The sequence below is a fragment of the Nocardia sp. JW2 genome (genome assembly GCF_051843015.1).
In the GTDB taxonomy this organism is placed as follows: Bacteria; Actinomycetota; Actinomycetes; order Mycobacteriales; family Mycobacteriaceae; genus Nocardia; species Nocardia coubleae.
Genome location: NZ_JBPXLK010000008.1, coordinates 195483 through 211483, shown reverse-complemented (window position 1 = coordinate 211483; position 16001 = coordinate 195483). Strand labels below are relative to the sequence as shown.

The following is a 16001-nucleotide window of genomic DNA, read 5'->3' as shown; positions in this document are numbered from 1 at the left end:
CGACCAAAATCCGGTGGAAACCGCCCGATACCACCGGATTTGTCTGATTCTTGGTTCTGGGACGGCGCTCGACGGTAGCGTGACGACCCGCACGGCGGGACCGACCGTCGTGCCCGGTTGTTGGGAAGAGCACGGAGTTTGGTCACCGACGTCATCGATGTCAGCGCGGATTTCACCATCGCCAGGCAAGCCCTCTGGGATGTCCTGCTCGATCCGCAGAGTTATCCACGCATGTTCACCGGAATCGGCGCCTGCGAGCGGATCGATCACCCCGACGGAGCGGTGGTGTGGCAGGTCCGGGTCGGCTCGGTGGACACGGGCATCCACACCCATGAGTTCGTGCTCGGCATCGGCCGCTGGTACGAGAGCTTCGAACTGCGCAGCCCCGCGCTCGGCAGCTTCGCCTCGGTGCGGCTGCGTGGCGACCAGCAGCGCACCCGGCTCGACATCACGCTGTTCGCCGCCGCCCGGGTGCATCCGATGCTCGAGCAGCGCAGCAACTCGGTGGTCACCGACTGGGTGAAGGCGGGTCTGCGCCGCACCGCCGACGTGATCGCGGGGACCAGGTCGTCGGTGGTCGTCAACGCCGAACGCTCGCCGCTGCGCCGCAACGCCGGGGTGGCGCGTTCCATCGCGGCCACCGGTCTGATGCGTCCGGAACCGGTGTCGATCCTCAAACAGCTTCGCTCCCTGTCGAAGTGGGGCTTCAACCTGGCGGGCGGTTACGCCGCGGGGGCCGCGCACTCCCCGGACCGGGTCGCGGTGCTCGATCGATTCGGCACCCGGACCTACCGCGAGATCGACACGCGATCCGACGCCCTGGCCGGTGCCATGTACGAACTCGGCATGCGCGCCGGTGACGCGATCGGGTTGCTGGCCCGCAATCACGCGGGCATGGTCGAGACCATGGTCGCCGCGGGCAAACTCGGCGTCGACGTCGCGCTGCTCAACGCGGGACTTTCCGGGCGGCGCATCGAGGAGATCGTGCAGCGTCATCGCCTCAGCGCGGTGTTCGTCGACGGGGAACTCGAGACTCTGATCCGCTACCTGCACAGCGAGATCCCGCGTTTCACCACCGACGCCAACCCGCCCGATCCGCAACGCGCGACCATCGACGGCCTGATCGCCGCGGGGGTCGAGGACTTTCCCGTGCCCGCCCATCCCGGCAGGCTGATCGTGCTCACCTCGGGAACCAGCGGCTCACCCAAGGGTGCCCGCCGCCCGCACGCCAAGGGCTTCGGCACCATCGCCGCCCTGCTGTCGCGGATTCCGCTGCGCGTGGAGGAAGTGGTGCTCGTGCCTGCGCCGCTGTTCCACACCTGGGGGTTGGCCGGGCTGCAGCTCAGCACCGCACTGCGCGCCACCGTCGTACTCAGTGACGGCTTCGACGCGGTCGAGTGCCTTCGTTCGATCGGCGAACACCGCATCACCACCCTGATCGTGGTGCCGACCATGGTCGAACGCCTCCTCGACGTCCCCGACGACGTCCGTGCGAGTTTCGACCTGTCGAGTCTGCGGCACGTGGTCAGCTGTGGCGCGCCGCTGGCCGGTGCCACCGTGCTGCGGTTCCTCGACACCTACGGCGACGTGCTCTACAACGTGTACGGCTCCACCGAGGTGTCCTGGGCAAGTGTGGCCACTCCCGCCGACCTGCGGGTCTCGCCGACCACGGCGGGCCGCCCGCCGCTGGGTACCCGCGTGGGGGTGCTCGGCCCCGATCTGCGCCCGGTGCCGGTCGGCGCGGTCGGGCACATCTTCGTCGCCAACCACATGCTCTTCGACGGGTACGTCAACGCCGCACCGCCGGAGGAGGCCGACGGCATGCTCGACACCGGCGACCTGGGCTATCTCGACGCCTCGGGCAGGCTGTTCGTGGCGGGCCGCGACGACGAGATGATCATCTCCGGCGGCGAGAACGTCTTCCCGCGACCGGTGGAGGAGGCGCTGGCCCACCTGCCGCAGATCACCGAGGTGGCGGTGGTCGGTGTCCCGGATCGCGAGTTCGGGCAGCGCCTGGCCGCGTTCGTGGTGAAACGGGAAGGGGCGGGCCTGGATCCGGACATGATCCGCACCTATATCCGTCACCGCTTGAGCCGGTTCTCGGTGCCGCGCGATGTCACCTTCATCAACGCACTGCCGCGTGGGGAGACCGGCAAGATCCTCAAGTGGATGCTCGTCCGGCCGGAGCAGGCGCTGAGCGAGTGATCGCGCGGCGCCTGCCCCGGCGGGGCTAGGTGATCTTCTCCGGTGCGGGCCGGTTCAGCAGCGAATGTTTGCGCGAGTAGCCGAAATACACCACGAGCCCGACGAGCAACCAGCCCGCGAAGCGCACCCAGGTCTCCCACGGCAGCGACCAGATCAGGTACGCCGAGAAGCCGATCCCGATCAGCGGGATCACCGGCATCAGCGGCAGCCGGAACGAGCGCGGCGCGTCGGGCCTGGTGCGCCGCAACACGATCACGGCCACACAGACCACGATGAACGCCATCAGGATGCCGATATTGGTGAGCTCGGCGACGGTGTTGATCGGCAGCACACCGGCCAGGATCGCCGCGCCGATGCCGACGATCCAGGTGACCCTGGTCGGCACCTTGCGGGTGGGGTGGGTCTTGGCGAACCAGATGGGCAGCAGCCCGTCTCGGCTCATCGCGAACCACACGCGGGTGACACCGAGCATGAAGGTGAGCACGACGGTGATGATGCCGACGATCGCGCCGACGGCGATGATGTTGGCGACGCCCGGCATCCCGACCGATTCGAAGGCGGTGGAGAACCCGCTGGTGGGGCTGATCTCGGTGTACTTCTGCATGCCGGTGAGTACCAGGGTGCACAGCACGTAGAGCACCATCGCGATGGCGAGGGAGTAGATGATCGCCTTGGGCAGGTGCTTGCGCCCGTCGATGGATTCCTCGGCGGCGGTGCTCATGGCGTCGTAACCGAACACCGCGAAGAACACCGTCGCCGCGCCCGTCCACACCGCGCCCGCGCCGTAGGGGAAGTACGGGTCGTAGTTCGCGCTGTCGATATGGAACACACCGAGCACCACGATGAGCACGACCAGCGCGACCTTGATGCCGACCGCGACGGTCTCGAACCGGCCGACGCTGCCGATCCCGCGCGAGAGCACCCAGGCGGTGCCGAGGCAGAACAGCACCGCGAACAGGTCGATCACCCGGCCGTCACCGGTATCGGGTGCGCCGAGCATCCACTCGGGCAGCGTCAGACCGACCTGATCGAGCAGGAACCCGAAGTACCCCGACACCCCGATGGCGACGACGGCGGCGACCGCGATGTACTCGAGCAGCAGGTCCCAGCCGATGAACCAGCCGGCGAGCTCACCGAGCGAGACGTACCCGTAGGTGTAGGCCGAGCCCGCTTTCGGCACCATGCCCGCGAATTCGGCGTAGCACAGCGCGGCGGCCGCGCTGGCGACACCGGCGATCAGGAACGAGATCAACACTGCGGGCCCGGTCACCGAGTGGGCGACCGATCCGGCGAGGGTGAAGATGCCCGCGCCGATGATGCCGCCGACACCGATGGCGGTGAGCTGCCACAGGCCGAGTGATTTGGCGAGACGTTCGTCGCCGGGAATCTCGTCTTCGACTTCGACGAGTGGTTTACGGCGCAGCATCTGGGCGCGCAACTCTGCGAAAGACATCGCTGTTCCTTCCGTCGGCGGCCTGGCCGCGTGATCAGTACACCGCCGCATCGCCGTTCCCGACCCCGAGAATGAATATTGTTCAGTGGTAGTGCCCGAATGGAGAGCGGCTCGTTACCCGCGTCCGCCTGCCAACGCACGCAGGAAGAAGCCGAGATTGGCGGGCCGTTCGGCCAGCCTGCGCATGAAGTAGCCGTACCACTGGTCGCCGTAGGGGATGTACACGCGAACGTGGTTGCCCTCGGCGGTGAGTCGCTGCTGTTCGTCGTCGCGGATGCCGTACAGCATCTGGTACTCGTACTCCTCGCACTTACGCCGTGCCGCCGCGACGGCCGCACCGGCGGCGGCGATGATCGCGGGGTCGTGGGAGGCGATCATCGGATAACCCTGCCCGGCGGCGAGCACACCAAGGCAGCGCAGATAGGAGGCATCGACCTCGGCGCGGTCGCGGAAGGCCACCGATTCCGGTTCGTCGTAGGCGCCTTTGCACAGCCGGATCCGTGACTGCGGGCCCGCCAGAGCGCGGCAGTCGTCCTCGGTGCGGCGCAGGTAGGCCTGCAGAACGGTGCCGAGCCACGGGAAGTCCTCGCGCAGCTCGCGGACGATCGCGAGAGTCGAATCGGTGGTCGTGTGGTCTTCGGCATCGACGGTCACCCACAGTCCGGCCGCCTCGGCGGCGGTGCAGATCTGATGGGCGTGCTCGCGGGCGATCGCGTGTCCGTCGCGCGGCAGGGCCTGGCCGAGCGCCGACAATTTGACCGAGACCTCCAGCGGCCGAACGGCTCCCGACGTGGTCTCGGCCTGGGGCAGGCGTCCCAGCGCGGCGATGAGAACGCGGTACTGCTCGACCGTCGCCTGTGCCTGCGTCAGGTCGGTGGTGTCCTCGCCGAGGTAGTCGATGCTGATGAAACGCCCTGAGCGGAGCAAGGTTTCGGCGCTGGACACCACCTGGTCGGTGGTGGTTCCCGCGACGAACCGTGACACCACATCGCGGCTCACCGGCAGCCGGGTGACCGCGCGTTCCAGTTGTGCCGAGCGCGCCGCCGCGAGCAGTGCCGAGCGCAGAAGTGCCGACATCAGTTGGCCTCCGATTCCTGATGGGGATAGCCGTGCTCGGTGGGTGGGGTGAAGGTCTCCTTGATCGTGCGCGCGGAGGTCCAGCGCAGCAGGTTCTGGGCCGAGCCCGCCTTGTCGTTGGTGCCCGAGGCCCGCCCGCCGCCGAAGGGCTGCTGGCCGACGACCGCGCCCGAGGGCTTGTCGTTGATGTAGAAGTTGCCCGCCGAGAAGGTGAGCCGCTCGGTGGCGGCGGCGATGGCGGAACGGTCCTGGGCGATGATCGAGCCGGTGAGACCGTAGGCGCCCGCGTCGACCAGATTCATGGCCTCCTCGAAACCCGACGGTGTCGAGTCGTCGTAGACGTGTACGGCGAGGATCGGGCCGAAGTACTCGGTGTGGAAGATCTCGTCGCCCGGGTCGTCACCGACCACCACCGTCGGTTCCACGAACCAGCCGACGCTGTCGTCGCTGTGCCCGCCCGCGACCACGGTGATCCCCTGGGTGGCCTTGGCCCGCTCGAGCGCGGCGGTATTGCGGTCGAAGGCACGCCGATCGATCAGTGCCCCACCGAAATTCGTGAAATCGGTGACATCGCCGTAGCGTAGCGACGCCGTCTTCTCGATCAGATCCTCCGACATCGCCGACCACACCGAGCGCGGCACATACGCCCGCGAGGCGGCCGAGCACTTCTGGCCCTGGTAGTCGAACGCGCCACGCAGCAGCGCGGTGGTGAGCACCGCCGGATCCGCCGACGGATGGGCGAGCACGAAATCCTTGCCGCCGGTCTCGCCGACCAGCCGGGGATAGGTGCGATAGCGGTCCAGGTTCGTCGCCACTTCCCGCCACAGATGCTGGAAGGTGGCGGTAGACCCGGTGAAATGCACACCGGCCAGGCGTCGATCGGGCAGCACCACCTCCGAGACCTCGGGTCCGGCGCCGTGCACGAGGTTGATGACACCGGGCGGCAGACCCGCCTCCTCGAGCAGACACATCGTCAGATACGCGGCCACCGCCTGCGAACGCGCAGGCTTCCACACCACCGTGTTGCCCATCAGTGCGGGCGCGGTCGGCAGATTGCCCGCGATGGCGGTGAAGTTGAACGGGGTCACCGCGTAGACGAAGCCCTCCAGCGAGCGGTACTGCATGCGGTTCCACACCCCGCGCGAGGACAGCGGCTGTTCGGCGATGATCTTGCGCGCGAACGACACATTGAACCGCCAGAAGTCGACCAGTTCGCACGGTGCGTCGATCTCGGCCTGATACGGCGACTTCGACTGACCGAGCATCGTTGCCGCACAGATCTTTTCGCGCCACGGACCGGCGAGCAGATCGGCCGCGCGCAGGAACACCGAGGCGCGGTCGTCGAACGACATCGCCCGCCAGGCGGGGGCGGCCTCGGTGGCGGCTTCGACGGCAGCGGCGGCCTCGCCGGCGGTCGCGTCGTGCAGGGTGCCGAGGACGGCGCTGTGGCGGTGCGGTTGGACGACTTCGAACACCGGTCCGTCGCCGCGTAGGTGCCGACCGCCGATCACATGGCAGATCTCGGTCGGGGCGGCGGCCAGTTCGGTGAGTGCGGTCTGCAACCGGGTGCGTTCGGGTGTGCCCGGCGCGAAGGTGCCGACGGGCTCGTTGACCGGCGGCGGGGTGGTCGCGATGGCGTCCATGAGTGCCTCTCCTGCGTCGTACGGCGGTAGCGGGATGTGACGTAGTCAACACTCATCGGCATCGGTCATAATCGGCTGATCGGACGAAGTTCTGCCCAGCCTTTAGTCCGATCGGACAAGGGAGCGTGCGTATGGAGACGACACTGGCCGAGCTGCTCGGCGCGCTCGACCACACCGTGGCCACGCTGGTCGACGCACCGGCGGGGGAGCAGGTAGTGGTGCGCACCGTCGCCCTCGCCGAGCCCGCCGACCTGGCCGAACACCTCGAGGCCGACGGTGTGTTGGCACAGGTGTATCTGCTGGTCGGCGTCGATCCCGAACAGACCGTACGGTGGCTGCGCGGTGTCGGTGCCCGCCCGCTCGCGCAGCGGCCGCGACTGTTGATGACCAAGCGCGCCGACGACTCACCGGCAGTGCGTGCGGCCGCCCATGCGGCCGGGATCGCGCTGGTGCAGGTGCACCGGCATGCCCGTTGGGACCAGGTGTTCGGCCTCGTCCGTCGCATGCTCACCCGCGCGCCCGGCGGCCGGACCGAGGCCGGTGAACCCGACCTGCTCGCCCCTGATACGGACCTGTTCGGACTGGCCCAGGTGGTGGCGGCCGAGACGGGCGGCATGGTGAGCATCGAGGACCCGCACTCGCACGTGCTCGCCTATTCGGCCTCCGACGCCGCCGCCGACCAGTTGCGCATCCGCTCGATCCTCGGCCGCGAGGGCCCGGCCGACTACCTCCGGATCCTGCGCGAGTGGGGCGTGTTCGACCGGGTGCGCCGCACCGGCGAGGTGGTCGACATCCCCGACCACCCCGAACTCGGGATCCGCCGCCGACTGGTCGTCGGTATCCGGCGGGCCACCGTCGGCGCCGAGGACCGGATGCTCGGCACGATCTGGTTGCAGCAGGGCGACCGGCCACTGCGCCCGGACGCCGCCCAGGTGCTGAGCGGTGCGTCGGCGGTAGCGGCGCGCATCATCGCGCGGGCACTGGACGCACCCTCGACCGAGGCCGTGCTGGTGCGCAGGCTGTTCGGCGCGCACGGCGAAGGAGTCGACGTGCCGTCGGTGGCGGCCGCCCTGCGCCTGCCCGAAGCGGGTCCCGCCGCGGTGATCGGATTCGCCGCGCTCGGTCCGGCCGCCGAACTCGCCGCGTCCAGCGGCCTGATCCGATTGCACGCCAGTGCTTTTCGTGGCGACTCGGTCACCGAGGCGATCGGTGAGCGAGTGTATGTGCTGCTGCCCTCCTATCACTCCGAGCACGGTGTCGGATCGTGGGTGCGTGAGCTGGTCGCGCAGCTCGAGCAGGCACGTGGGCTGGTGGTCCGCGCCGCGGTGGCCGCGCCCGTGGCCGGGCTGACGGCCGTCGCCGGGGCCCGCGCCGAGGTCGACCGCGTGCTGGACAGCCCCGCCGCCACCGCCGAGGGCAGCCGCGTGACAACCCTGGCCGAGGCGAGAACGGCGGTGCTGCTCACCGAGATCGTCGACCTGATCCGCGACCACCCTCACCTGCACGACCCGCGCCTGGCCGCCCTCGATGCCTACGACCGCGACCACGGTGCCGACCTGCGCGACTCGATCCGCACCTATCTGCGCGCCCACGGCGAAGTGAGCACCGCGGCCGCCGCCCTGCGCGTGCACCCGAACACCTTGCGCTACCGCCTGCGCCGCGTGGAATCCATCCTCGGCATCGACCTCACCGACCCCGACGACCGCCTGCTCCTGGAAATCCAGCTCGCCGCCTGCCCACCGCGCGCCACCTCCTGATGCCTGCTCGGCGTGACGAACCGCCCCGCGCCACGCCGAGCCGTGTCGTCACGCTCCCGTCGGAACCTCCCCGACGGCCTTGGCCGGGTCGATCACACCGAGCACCTCGCCCTGGGGTGCCCGCAGAATTCCCATGCGCCCGAACGGACTGTCGTCGGGTCCCATGATCACCTTCGCGCCCAGTTCGGTCGCCTTGTTCAGGGTGCCGTCGGCGTCGTCGACCTGGATCCAGGTGAGCCAGTACGGCGGATTGCCGAGCGACGAGGCGTCCATGATCCCGCCGACCTCGTGCTTGTCACCGGGCAGCGAGAAGGTGGAGTAGGTGAAGGTCACCCCGTCACCGATCTCGGTGTAGTTCCAGCCGAACACGCTGGTGTAGAACTCGTGTGCCTGGTCGTAGCCGGGGGTGTGCAGCTCGTTCCAGCAGTAGGCGCCGTGCTGGTTGAACACCCCGGCACCGATGTGGCGCTTCGCTTCCCAGACGCCGAAGGCGCCGCCGGTGGGGTCGGCGGCGACGAACATCCGCCCCACGTCGAGGACGTCGAACGGCGGCACGAACACCTGACCACCGGCCTTCGTGACGCGCTCGGCGATCTCGTCGGCCCGTTCGGCCGCGAAATAGGTGGTCCACACCGACGGCATCTGCCACATGTCGTCGGGTTTGGGTCCGATGCCCGCCGCGGGTCTACCGTCGAGCATCGCCATCAGATACCCACCCGCGCCCGCGTCCTGGATGTCCCAACCGAAGAGCGCGCTGTAGAACGTGCGGGCGGCGGCGGGGTCGTCGACCTGACAGTCGACCCAGCACGGCGTGCCCTGGGGCCATGGTTCGTCACGTGTCGGCATTGTCGAACGTCCTCCTCGTCGATGAATGACACCGGCCGGGTCGGTCGGCACGCGCCGAGTCAACCACTGCCCACCGACACGTCCGTCGCGGAGGATAACGCCCTGAACTGGAACGATACGTGTTCACTGCGACCCTCCGAGCGGTCCGGCGCTGCCCGCCGCAAGTCGTTACCACTGTTACAGTTTCGGCGCCGATCTGCGGTGGCTAGGTCAACGATGAACGAACCGGTCGGGAGCGACTCGATGACGTTGAGAGGTTCCGAACGTGGGCTCGTCCGTGTGCTGACGGCGATTCTCGCGATCACAGCGGTGCTCGCCTGCGGGACAGGCCAGGTGTCGGGCAAGCCGGGCGGCGACGTGCCCGGCGTGCGCTGGACCGCCCAGCACGACGCGCCGGGCACCTATCCGGAAGTGCGCGTGGAGCGCGGCGTGCACATCACCATGAGCGATGGCGTGGTCCTCAAGGCCGACGTGTACCGCCCCGCCGACGCGGCAGGGGTGATCGAGCAGAAGCCGCTGCCGACGATCGTGAGCCTCACGCCCTACTCCAAGCTCATGACCGGCCTGATCGAGGCGGCCGCCGCCACGCCCGGTCTGCAGTCGACCGCCGTCGACATCGTGCGCCGCCTGAACCTGTCGAGCACACCCATCAGCGGTTTCGGCGATCTGATGCAGGCACTGGACGGCGGCATGATCCAGACCATGCTCGGCGTCGACCGCAAACTCATCGGCAGCGGCTACGCCGTCGTGGTCGCCGACGTACGCGGAACCGGTCAGTCGCAGGGCAAATGGGATACCCTCGGCTCCCGCGAACAGCTCGACACCCGTGAGGTGATCGAGTGGGCGGCCGCCCAGCCGTGGTCCAACGGCCGCATCGGCATGAGCGGCGGCTCGTACTCGGGCATCAACCAGCTGCGGGCCGCCGAAGACGCGCCCGCCGCGCTGCAGGCCATCTTCCCGGTGGAACCCGGCAGCGATCTGATGCGCGACGTGGTCGCCCCCGGCGGCGGCGTCGGCACGACATTCCTTCCGCTGTGGCTCAATTCGGTCAACCAGCTCAAACTCGTGCCCGACGTGGCGTCGATGATCCAGGGCACCTTCGACTGGACCTGGTTCAACGATCGCATCGCCGACCCGACGACCAATTTCGACCTGCTCGCCCAGGCCCTGCTCACCCCCTCGCTGGAGGACATGCCGCCCGCCCTCGACGGCGCGCTCGACGAGACCTCGGCGTTTCGCGAGGCGATCATGGGTCACCCGGAGAAGGTGAACGTGCCGACGTTCGTCTACGGCGGCTGGCACGACATCTTCGCCAACAGCGCGACCAAACTCTACGAACAGCTCCCGCTGCCCCCGGGCCGCAAGCAGCTGGTAGTCGGCGACACCTATCACGCCAATCCCGGTGCGGGAACCGGTGTTCCGGGGGCGCCGCCGCGGCTGGACGTGTTGCAGCGCGCCTGGTTCGACAAGTGGCTCAAGGACATCGACAGCGGCGTCGAGGCGTTCGGCCCGGTGACGGTGAAACAGCAGGGCGGCGGGTGGGTCACGCTACGCGAGTGGCCGCAACCGGGCGTCACGCATCGGCGGGTATATCTGTCGGCCGAACCGAGCGGGTCCACCGAGGACAGCCTGCACGACGGCTCACTGCGTCCCACGGGCCCCGGCGCGGTCGAAAACCTCACGGTGGCACCGGGTTTGAGCACCATCTGCTCGCGCGACGCGGCGCAGGGTTCGGCCGGGATGACCGCCGCGCTCGACGCGTGCGCCAAGGACTCGCGCATCGCCGAACGCAACGCGCTCACCTTCACCAGCGCACCGGTCGCCGAGGAGACGGTGATCTCGGGCCCGATCAATGTGCGGCTCAACACGGTGCACACCGGCAGTGACGGATTCTGGAACGTCACCGTCAACGATGTCGCTCCCGACGGCACCTCCACCGTGCTCACCACCGGTCAGCTCACCTCCTCCATGCGGGCCATCGACGAACGGCGCAGCGCGCGGTCGGTGAACGGTGACCTCACCGCACCGTTCAACCCGCTCACCCTCGACCGGCTGCTGCCCGTGGTCCCCGGTGCGCCGACCGAGATCGACATCGCTGTCATCCCGACCCAGGCCGTGCTCGCACCGGGGCACCGCGTGCGGATCGACGTGTACGCGGGCAACGCGCCCAAGGCGCTGCCGTTCCGCCCGATGCTCGACGCCTCCGGGCTGGAACCGCAGCAGGTGCGCCTCGACCCGGCGGCACCGAGCTTCGTCAACCTGCCCACCGACAAGCCGATCCCGTGAGTCGGACTCAGAGCTGGGATTTCACCTCGGCGGCAATGAGTTCGAGGTGGTCGAGATCGTTCAGGTCGAGGATCTGCAGGTAGATCCGGCTCGCACCGATCTCGCGGTAGCGGGCGATCTTGTCCACCACCTCGGCGGGCGAGCCGGCCAGCCCGTTGGTCTTCAGCTCGTCGACCTCACGTCCGATCGCCGCGGCCCGGCGCGCCACCTCGGCATCGGTGCGCCCCACGCAGGCCACGAGCGCGTTGGAATACACCAGTTCGTCGGTGCGCCCGGCCGCGCGCACGGCGTCGCGGACCCGGTCGAACTGGGCCGAACTGTCGTCCACCGAGGCGAAGGGCATATTGAATTCGGTGGCGTAGCGGGCGGCCAGGCGTGGGGTGCGGACCTTGCCGTTGCCGCCGATCACCACCGGCACCGGATCCTGCACCGGTTTCGGCAGGGCGGGGGAATCGGTGAGCTGGTAGTGCTCGCCGTCGAAGGAGAAGCTATCGCCGAGCTTGGTCGACCACAGGCCCGTGACGATCGCGAGCTGTTCTTCGAGCAGGCCGAACCTGTTGTCGGGGAAGGGAATTCCGTAGGCGGCGTGTTCGGCGGCGAACCAGCCGCTGCCGAGCCCGAGCTCCACCCGGCCACCCGACATCTGGTCTACCTGGGCCACCTGGATGGCCAGCGGCCCGGGCAGCCGGAACGTGGCGGCGGTGACCAGGGTTCCCAGGCGGATGCGTGAGGTGTCGCGGGCCAGACCCGCCAGGGTGATCCAGGCGTCGGTGGGGCCGGGCAGGCCGTCGGCATCGCCCATGGCCAGATAGTGGTCGGAGCGGAAGAAGGCGTCGAAGTCGAGATCCTCGGCGGCGCGCGCCACGGCGAGCAGTGTGTCGTAGTCGGCGCCCTGCTGCGGTTCGGTGAAGATGCGGAGGTCCATGATCACCATCGTGCCCGAGACGCGCGCGGGTGTGTGAGGCTGTAGGGGCAACGGCTCGGCGGAGGAGGATGCGGTGGGAGAACCTGTCATTGTCGTCATGGGCGTCTCCGGGTGCGGCAAGACGACAGTCGGGGCCCTGCTCGCCGACCGCCTCGACGTGCCCTACGCCGAGGGCGACGACTTCCACCCGCTGGCCAATATCGAGAAGATGGCGGCCGGGATCCCGCTCACCGACGAGGACCGGTGGCCGTGGCTCGACACGGTCGCCACCTGGCTGCACGAGCACAGCGAGTCGGGCGGGGTGGCCAGCTGCTCGGCGCTGCGCCGGGTGTACCGCGACCGGCTCCGGGCCAAAGCGCCCGACACGTACTTCGTGCATCTGGCCGCCACCCGGGTGGAGTTGATGCGCCGGATGACCGGTCGCCTCGGCCATTTCATGCCGACCATCCTGCTCGACTCGCAACTGGCCACGCTCGAACCGCTCGAGCAGGACGAAGCCGGTGTCGCCCTCAACGCGCTACAACCGCCAGGGGTGCTCGTCACCGAGGCGGTCGAGAAGTGGAGAGCCGATCACCGCTGAAACAGCGGATGCAGCTGCTCGACGGGCGCGAGCATCAACCACCCGCCGATCACGGCCGCCGCCAGGCACACCAGCGCGAAGAACGCCACCCACAGCAGTGCGGGCAGGTGGGTGAGACGGGCCAGCTGATCGGCATCGGAATCGGTGCGCCCGGGTTGTCTGCGCCTCCCACGCTGCAGCTCGAGCACGGGACGGACCGCCGCGGCCAGCAGGAACCACGCGGCCAGATACGCGAACCCGGCCTGGAGCAGGTCGCTGCCGTACCAGGACACCCCGAACACCAGCGCGCCGAGCACGAGCACGGTCAGCAGACCGTACACATTGCGCACCTTCACCAGCACCGCCACCAGCATGGCCAGAGTGGCCCACAACATCACCGACACCCGGCCGGAACCCAGCAGCGCCGCGTAGCCCACGCCGAGCAGCGCGGGCGCCGGATATCCGGCCACCGCGGTGAGGATCATGCCGGGGCCGGTGGGTTTGCCACTGGACACCGTGAGACCCGAGGTGTCGGTGTGCAGCGTGATCGCATGCAACCTGCGTCCGGTGAGCAGCGCGAACAGCGCGTGCCCACCCTCGTGCGCCACGGTGACCGCGGCCCGGGTGATCCGCCACAGCGGCCGGTATCCGACCAGGACCAGCGCCAGCGCCGCGGTGACGAGCACCAGCCACCACGGCGGCGCGGGTTGCGGTGCGAGTAAACGTTCGAACGAAGAGCTGACCGATCCGGTGTCCACCGCCGCACTGTAGCCGCGATTCGTCACGCCCACGCCCCGGTCACCACATGATGCGCCGATACCGTGTTCGCGCAATGCTTTCCGGGCAACAACCGCGTCCGCGCGTGGTAGCAAAGGGCATGCAGATGCGACCGCACCGATGGACCCCGCCCCGCGCGACCGCCCGGGCCGCCCAGACACAGAGCACCCCCGCGCTGCCCGAGGTCCGGCTGATACCGCTCCCTGGTCAGGGACCGGAAGATGTCGTGCTGACGGCCGACGGACACGTGGTCACCGGCACCGAGGACGGTGCCATCTGGCGCGTCGATCCGGCCGACGGCACCGTCGAGAAGATCGCGCAAGCGGCGGGCAGGCCGCTGGGAATGCACGCGGACGCCGACGGTTCCCTGCTGATCTGCGTCGCAGGCCACGGCGTACTCCGACTGACCGAGGCCGGTGCCGAACTCGAACCGGTGATCACCGAAGTGGACGGGGAACGCATCATCTTCCCCAGCAATGTGGTGCGAGACGACGTCGGCACCGTCTACTTCTCGATCTCGTCGCGGCGCTGGCCGTTCGAGCAGTGGATGGGTGACATCCTCGAGCATTCCGGCAGCGGCAGGCTGGTTCGCCGCGACCAGGCGGGGCAGGTGGACGTGCTGATCGACGGGCTGCAGTTCGCCAACGGGGTGGTGCTGGCGCCGGACCGGTCCTGTGTGCTGGTCGCCGAGACCGGCGCCTACCGGATCACGAGGTACTGGCTCTCGGGTCCCCGCGCAGGCACCGTCGACCGTCTCGTCGAGAACCTGCCCGGTTCGCCGGACAACATGCTCCTCGGCAGCGACGGCCTGATCTGGATCGGGATGGTGGCACCACGCAACCCGCTGCTCGACCGGATGCTGGCACTGCCGGGCATCTTCCGGCGCCTCACCTGGGCGCTACCGGAGTGGCTCCGACCGGCGCCCGCCCGCTCCGCGTGGGTGATCGCGCTCGACCTGGACGGCACGGTGGTCCACGACCTGCAACGCCCGGGCGACAACTTCGCGATGGTCACCTCGGTGGTCGAACACCAGGGCACCCTGTATCTGGGCAGTCTTTCCGAATCGGCCGTCGGGGTGAGCGCGGTGCCGTGACGTGCACAGTATCGTCGATAGCCGACCCGATGAGACTGCGGAGGGATGGCTCGACGATGACCAAGCCCTGCCTGTTGCTTCAGCTTCGTCCCGAACGTGCCGCGTCCGACGACGAGTACGCCGCACTGCTGCGCGCCGCCGAGCTCACCGACGACGAGGTGGTGCGCATCGAGATGGATCGCGGGATGCCCGAGGTCGACCTGGACGACTTCTGCGCCGTGATCGTCGGCGGCGGGCCGAGCAATGTGAGCGCGCCGGAACAGGACAAGTACGACTACCAGCGGCGGTTCGAACCGCCGCTGCGCGCGCTGCTCGCCGAGATCGTCGACCGGGATTTCCCGTACTTCGGTGCCTGCTACGGCCTGGGCATCCTGGCCGACGTGCTCGGCGGTGAGGTCGGCCCCGACCGCTACGGCGAAGCTGTCGGCGCGAGTACGGTCGTGTTGGCCGACAGCGCCGAGGACCCCTTGCTCACCGGCATCCCGCGTTCGTTCCGCGCCTTCGTCGGTCACAAAGAGGCCTGCCAGGACGTGCCGCCGGGCGCGGTGCTGCTCGCCGGTTCCGAGGGTTGCCCCGTGCAGATGATCCGGGTGGGGCGCAATGTGTACGCCACCCAGTTCCATCCCGAACTCGACGGCACCGGGCTGGCCGTGCGGATCGAGGCCTACCGGCACGCGGGCTATTTCGACCCGAGCGAGGCGGACATGCTGGCCGAACTGGGTCGGCGTGAATCGGTGCCGGTGCCGCGGGAACTGTTGCGGCGCTTCATCTCGCGCTCTCGCGGGTAGCCCGGACGGTGGAGGGCAGGGGATGGTCCGGTTCCAGCGCGGGCAGGCCGTCGATGCTGGCGGAGTTGTCGCCCGCGATGCGCCGCGCGAAATCTTCGTCGGTGCGCCGGGTGTGGGCCTCGTCGAGAACGGAACGCTCCTCGACCAGGTCCATCCTCGGCACCGACCAGCCGCACGAATCGGCGATGCGGTCGACCGAGACCACGATCACCGCGCGGATACCGGGATGCTCGGTGCCGAATCGCGCACGCAGCGTGTCGAATTCGGGAGAGTCGGGCCGCACGACCCGCCCGGTGCCCAGCAGGCGCAGAATGCGGGCGACGCGGGAGAACGAGCAGAACATCACGGTGATGCGGCCGTTGTCGCGCAGGTGCGCGATCGTCTCCGAACCACTGCCGAACAGATCGAGGTAGGCGACGGTGTGGTCGTCGAGGACAGCGAAGGTGTCGCGATATCCCTTGGGAGACACATTGATATGGCCGCCGGAGGAGGGCGCGGTCCCCACGAAGTACATCGGCTGGTCGGCGATGAACGCCCGTAACTTGTCGTCGATCCGGTCGAACACCTTGGCCATGACGCACTTTCCGGTCCC

At 68.9% G+C, this 16001-nt stretch carries 13 protein-coding genes; 6 read left to right on the top strand and 7 right to left on the bottom strand.

What is annotated here, in order from left to right; genetic code table 11:
- Nucleotides 1-138: 138 nt before the first annotated feature.
- On the top strand, nucleotides 139-2205 hold the full coding sequence (locus ACSVDM_RS14450; RefSeq protein WP_439265424.1) for an AMP-binding protein: 2067 nt from the start codon (nucleotides 139-141) through the stop codon (nucleotides 2203-2205).
- 25 nt (nucleotides 2206-2230) lie between these two features.
- Here ACSVDM_RS14450 and ACSVDM_RS14445 read toward each other — a convergent pair whose 3' ends face one another.
- From ACSVDM_RS14445 to pruA, 3 genes are all read right to left on the bottom strand, one after another.
- Entirely contained in the window at nucleotides 2231-3658 is a 1428-nt protein-coding gene (locus tag ACSVDM_RS14445; RefSeq protein ID WP_439265422.1) for an amino acid permease, read from the bottom strand.
- Between the two features lie 114 nt (nucleotides 3659-3772).
- Nucleotides 3773-4735, bottom strand: a complete 963-nt coding sequence (locus ACSVDM_RS14440; protein WP_439265421.1) for a proline dehydrogenase family protein — start codon at nucleotides 4733-4735, stop codon at nucleotides 3773-3775.
- Nucleotides 4735-6378, bottom strand: coding sequence for an L-glutamate gamma-semialdehyde dehydrogenase (gene pruA / locus ACSVDM_RS14435; RefSeq protein ID WP_439265419.1), 1644 nt, complete (start codon nucleotides 6376-6378; stop codon nucleotides 4735-4737). The genes ACSVDM_RS14440 and pruA overlap by 1 nt, the downstream gene beginning before the upstream one ends.
- 131 nt (nucleotides 6379-6509) lie before the next feature.
- Between pruA and ACSVDM_RS14430 the strand changes: the two genes are divergently transcribed.
- On the top strand, nucleotides 6510-8135 hold the full coding sequence (locus tag ACSVDM_RS14430; protein ID WP_439265417.1) for a PucR family transcriptional regulator: 1626 nt from the start codon (nucleotides 6510-6512) through the stop codon (nucleotides 8133-8135).
- Nucleotides 8136-8183: 48 nt separating this feature from the next.
- Here the strand turns inward: ACSVDM_RS14430 and ACSVDM_RS14425 are convergent, their stop codons facing one another.
- A complete protein-coding gene (locus ACSVDM_RS14425) occupies nucleotides 8184-8981 on the bottom strand; it encodes a VOC family protein (RefSeq protein ID WP_439265415.1) in 798 nt (265 codons plus the stop codon).
- Nucleotides 8982-9224: 243 nt separating this feature from the next.
- On the opposite strand from ACSVDM_RS14425, the gene ACSVDM_RS14420 reads away from it, so the two are divergent.
- Nucleotides 9225-11267 (top strand): CocE/NonD family hydrolase, encoded by a 2043-nt coding sequence (locus ACSVDM_RS14420; protein ID WP_439265413.1) that lies wholly within the window; start codon nucleotides 9225-9227, stop codon nucleotides 11265-11267.
- 7 nt (nucleotides 11268-11274) lie between these two features.
- Here the strand turns inward: ACSVDM_RS14420 and ACSVDM_RS14415 are convergent, their stop codons facing one another.
- Nucleotides 11275-12192, bottom strand: coding sequence for an LLM class F420-dependent oxidoreductase (locus tag ACSVDM_RS14415; RefSeq protein WP_439265411.1), 918 nt, complete (start codon nucleotides 12190-12192; stop codon nucleotides 11275-11277).
- Between the two features lie 97 nt (nucleotides 12193-12289).
- Between ACSVDM_RS14415 and ACSVDM_RS14410 the strand changes: the two genes are divergently transcribed.
- Nucleotides 12290-12772, top strand: coding sequence for a gluconokinase (locus tag ACSVDM_RS14410; protein ID WP_439265511.1), 483 nt, complete (start codon nucleotides 12290-12292; stop codon nucleotides 12770-12772).
- Here ACSVDM_RS14410 and ACSVDM_RS14405 read toward each other — a convergent pair.
- Nucleotides 12763-13509: a M50 family metallopeptidase gene (locus ACSVDM_RS14405; RefSeq protein ID WP_439265409.1), complete on the bottom strand. Its 747-nt coding sequence runs from the start codon at nucleotides 13507-13509 to the stop codon at nucleotides 12763-12765. The two genes, ACSVDM_RS14410 and ACSVDM_RS14405, sit on opposite strands and share 10 nt — an antisense overlap.
- A gap of 125 nt (nucleotides 13510-13634) precedes the next feature.
- Between ACSVDM_RS14405 and ACSVDM_RS14400 the strand changes: the two genes are divergently transcribed.
- Nucleotides 13635-14621: an SMP-30/gluconolactonase/LRE family protein gene (locus tag ACSVDM_RS14400; protein ID WP_439265408.1), complete on the top strand. Its 987-nt coding sequence runs from the start codon at nucleotides 13635-13637 to the stop codon at nucleotides 14619-14621.
- 56 nt (nucleotides 14622-14677) lie between these two features.
- Nucleotides 14678-15409, top strand: a complete 732-nt coding sequence (locus ACSVDM_RS14395; RefSeq protein WP_439265406.1) for a glutamine amidotransferase — start codon at nucleotides 14678-14680, stop codon at nucleotides 15407-15409.
- Here ACSVDM_RS14395 and ACSVDM_RS14390 read toward each other — a convergent pair.
- On the bottom strand, nucleotides 15387-15983 hold the full coding sequence (locus tag ACSVDM_RS14390) for a pyridoxamine 5'-phosphate oxidase family protein (RefSeq protein ID WP_356983275.1): 597 nt from the start codon (nucleotides 15981-15983) through the stop codon (nucleotides 15387-15389). The two genes, ACSVDM_RS14395 and ACSVDM_RS14390, sit on opposite strands and share 23 nt — an antisense overlap.
- Nucleotides 15984-16001 lie beyond the last annotated feature (18 nt).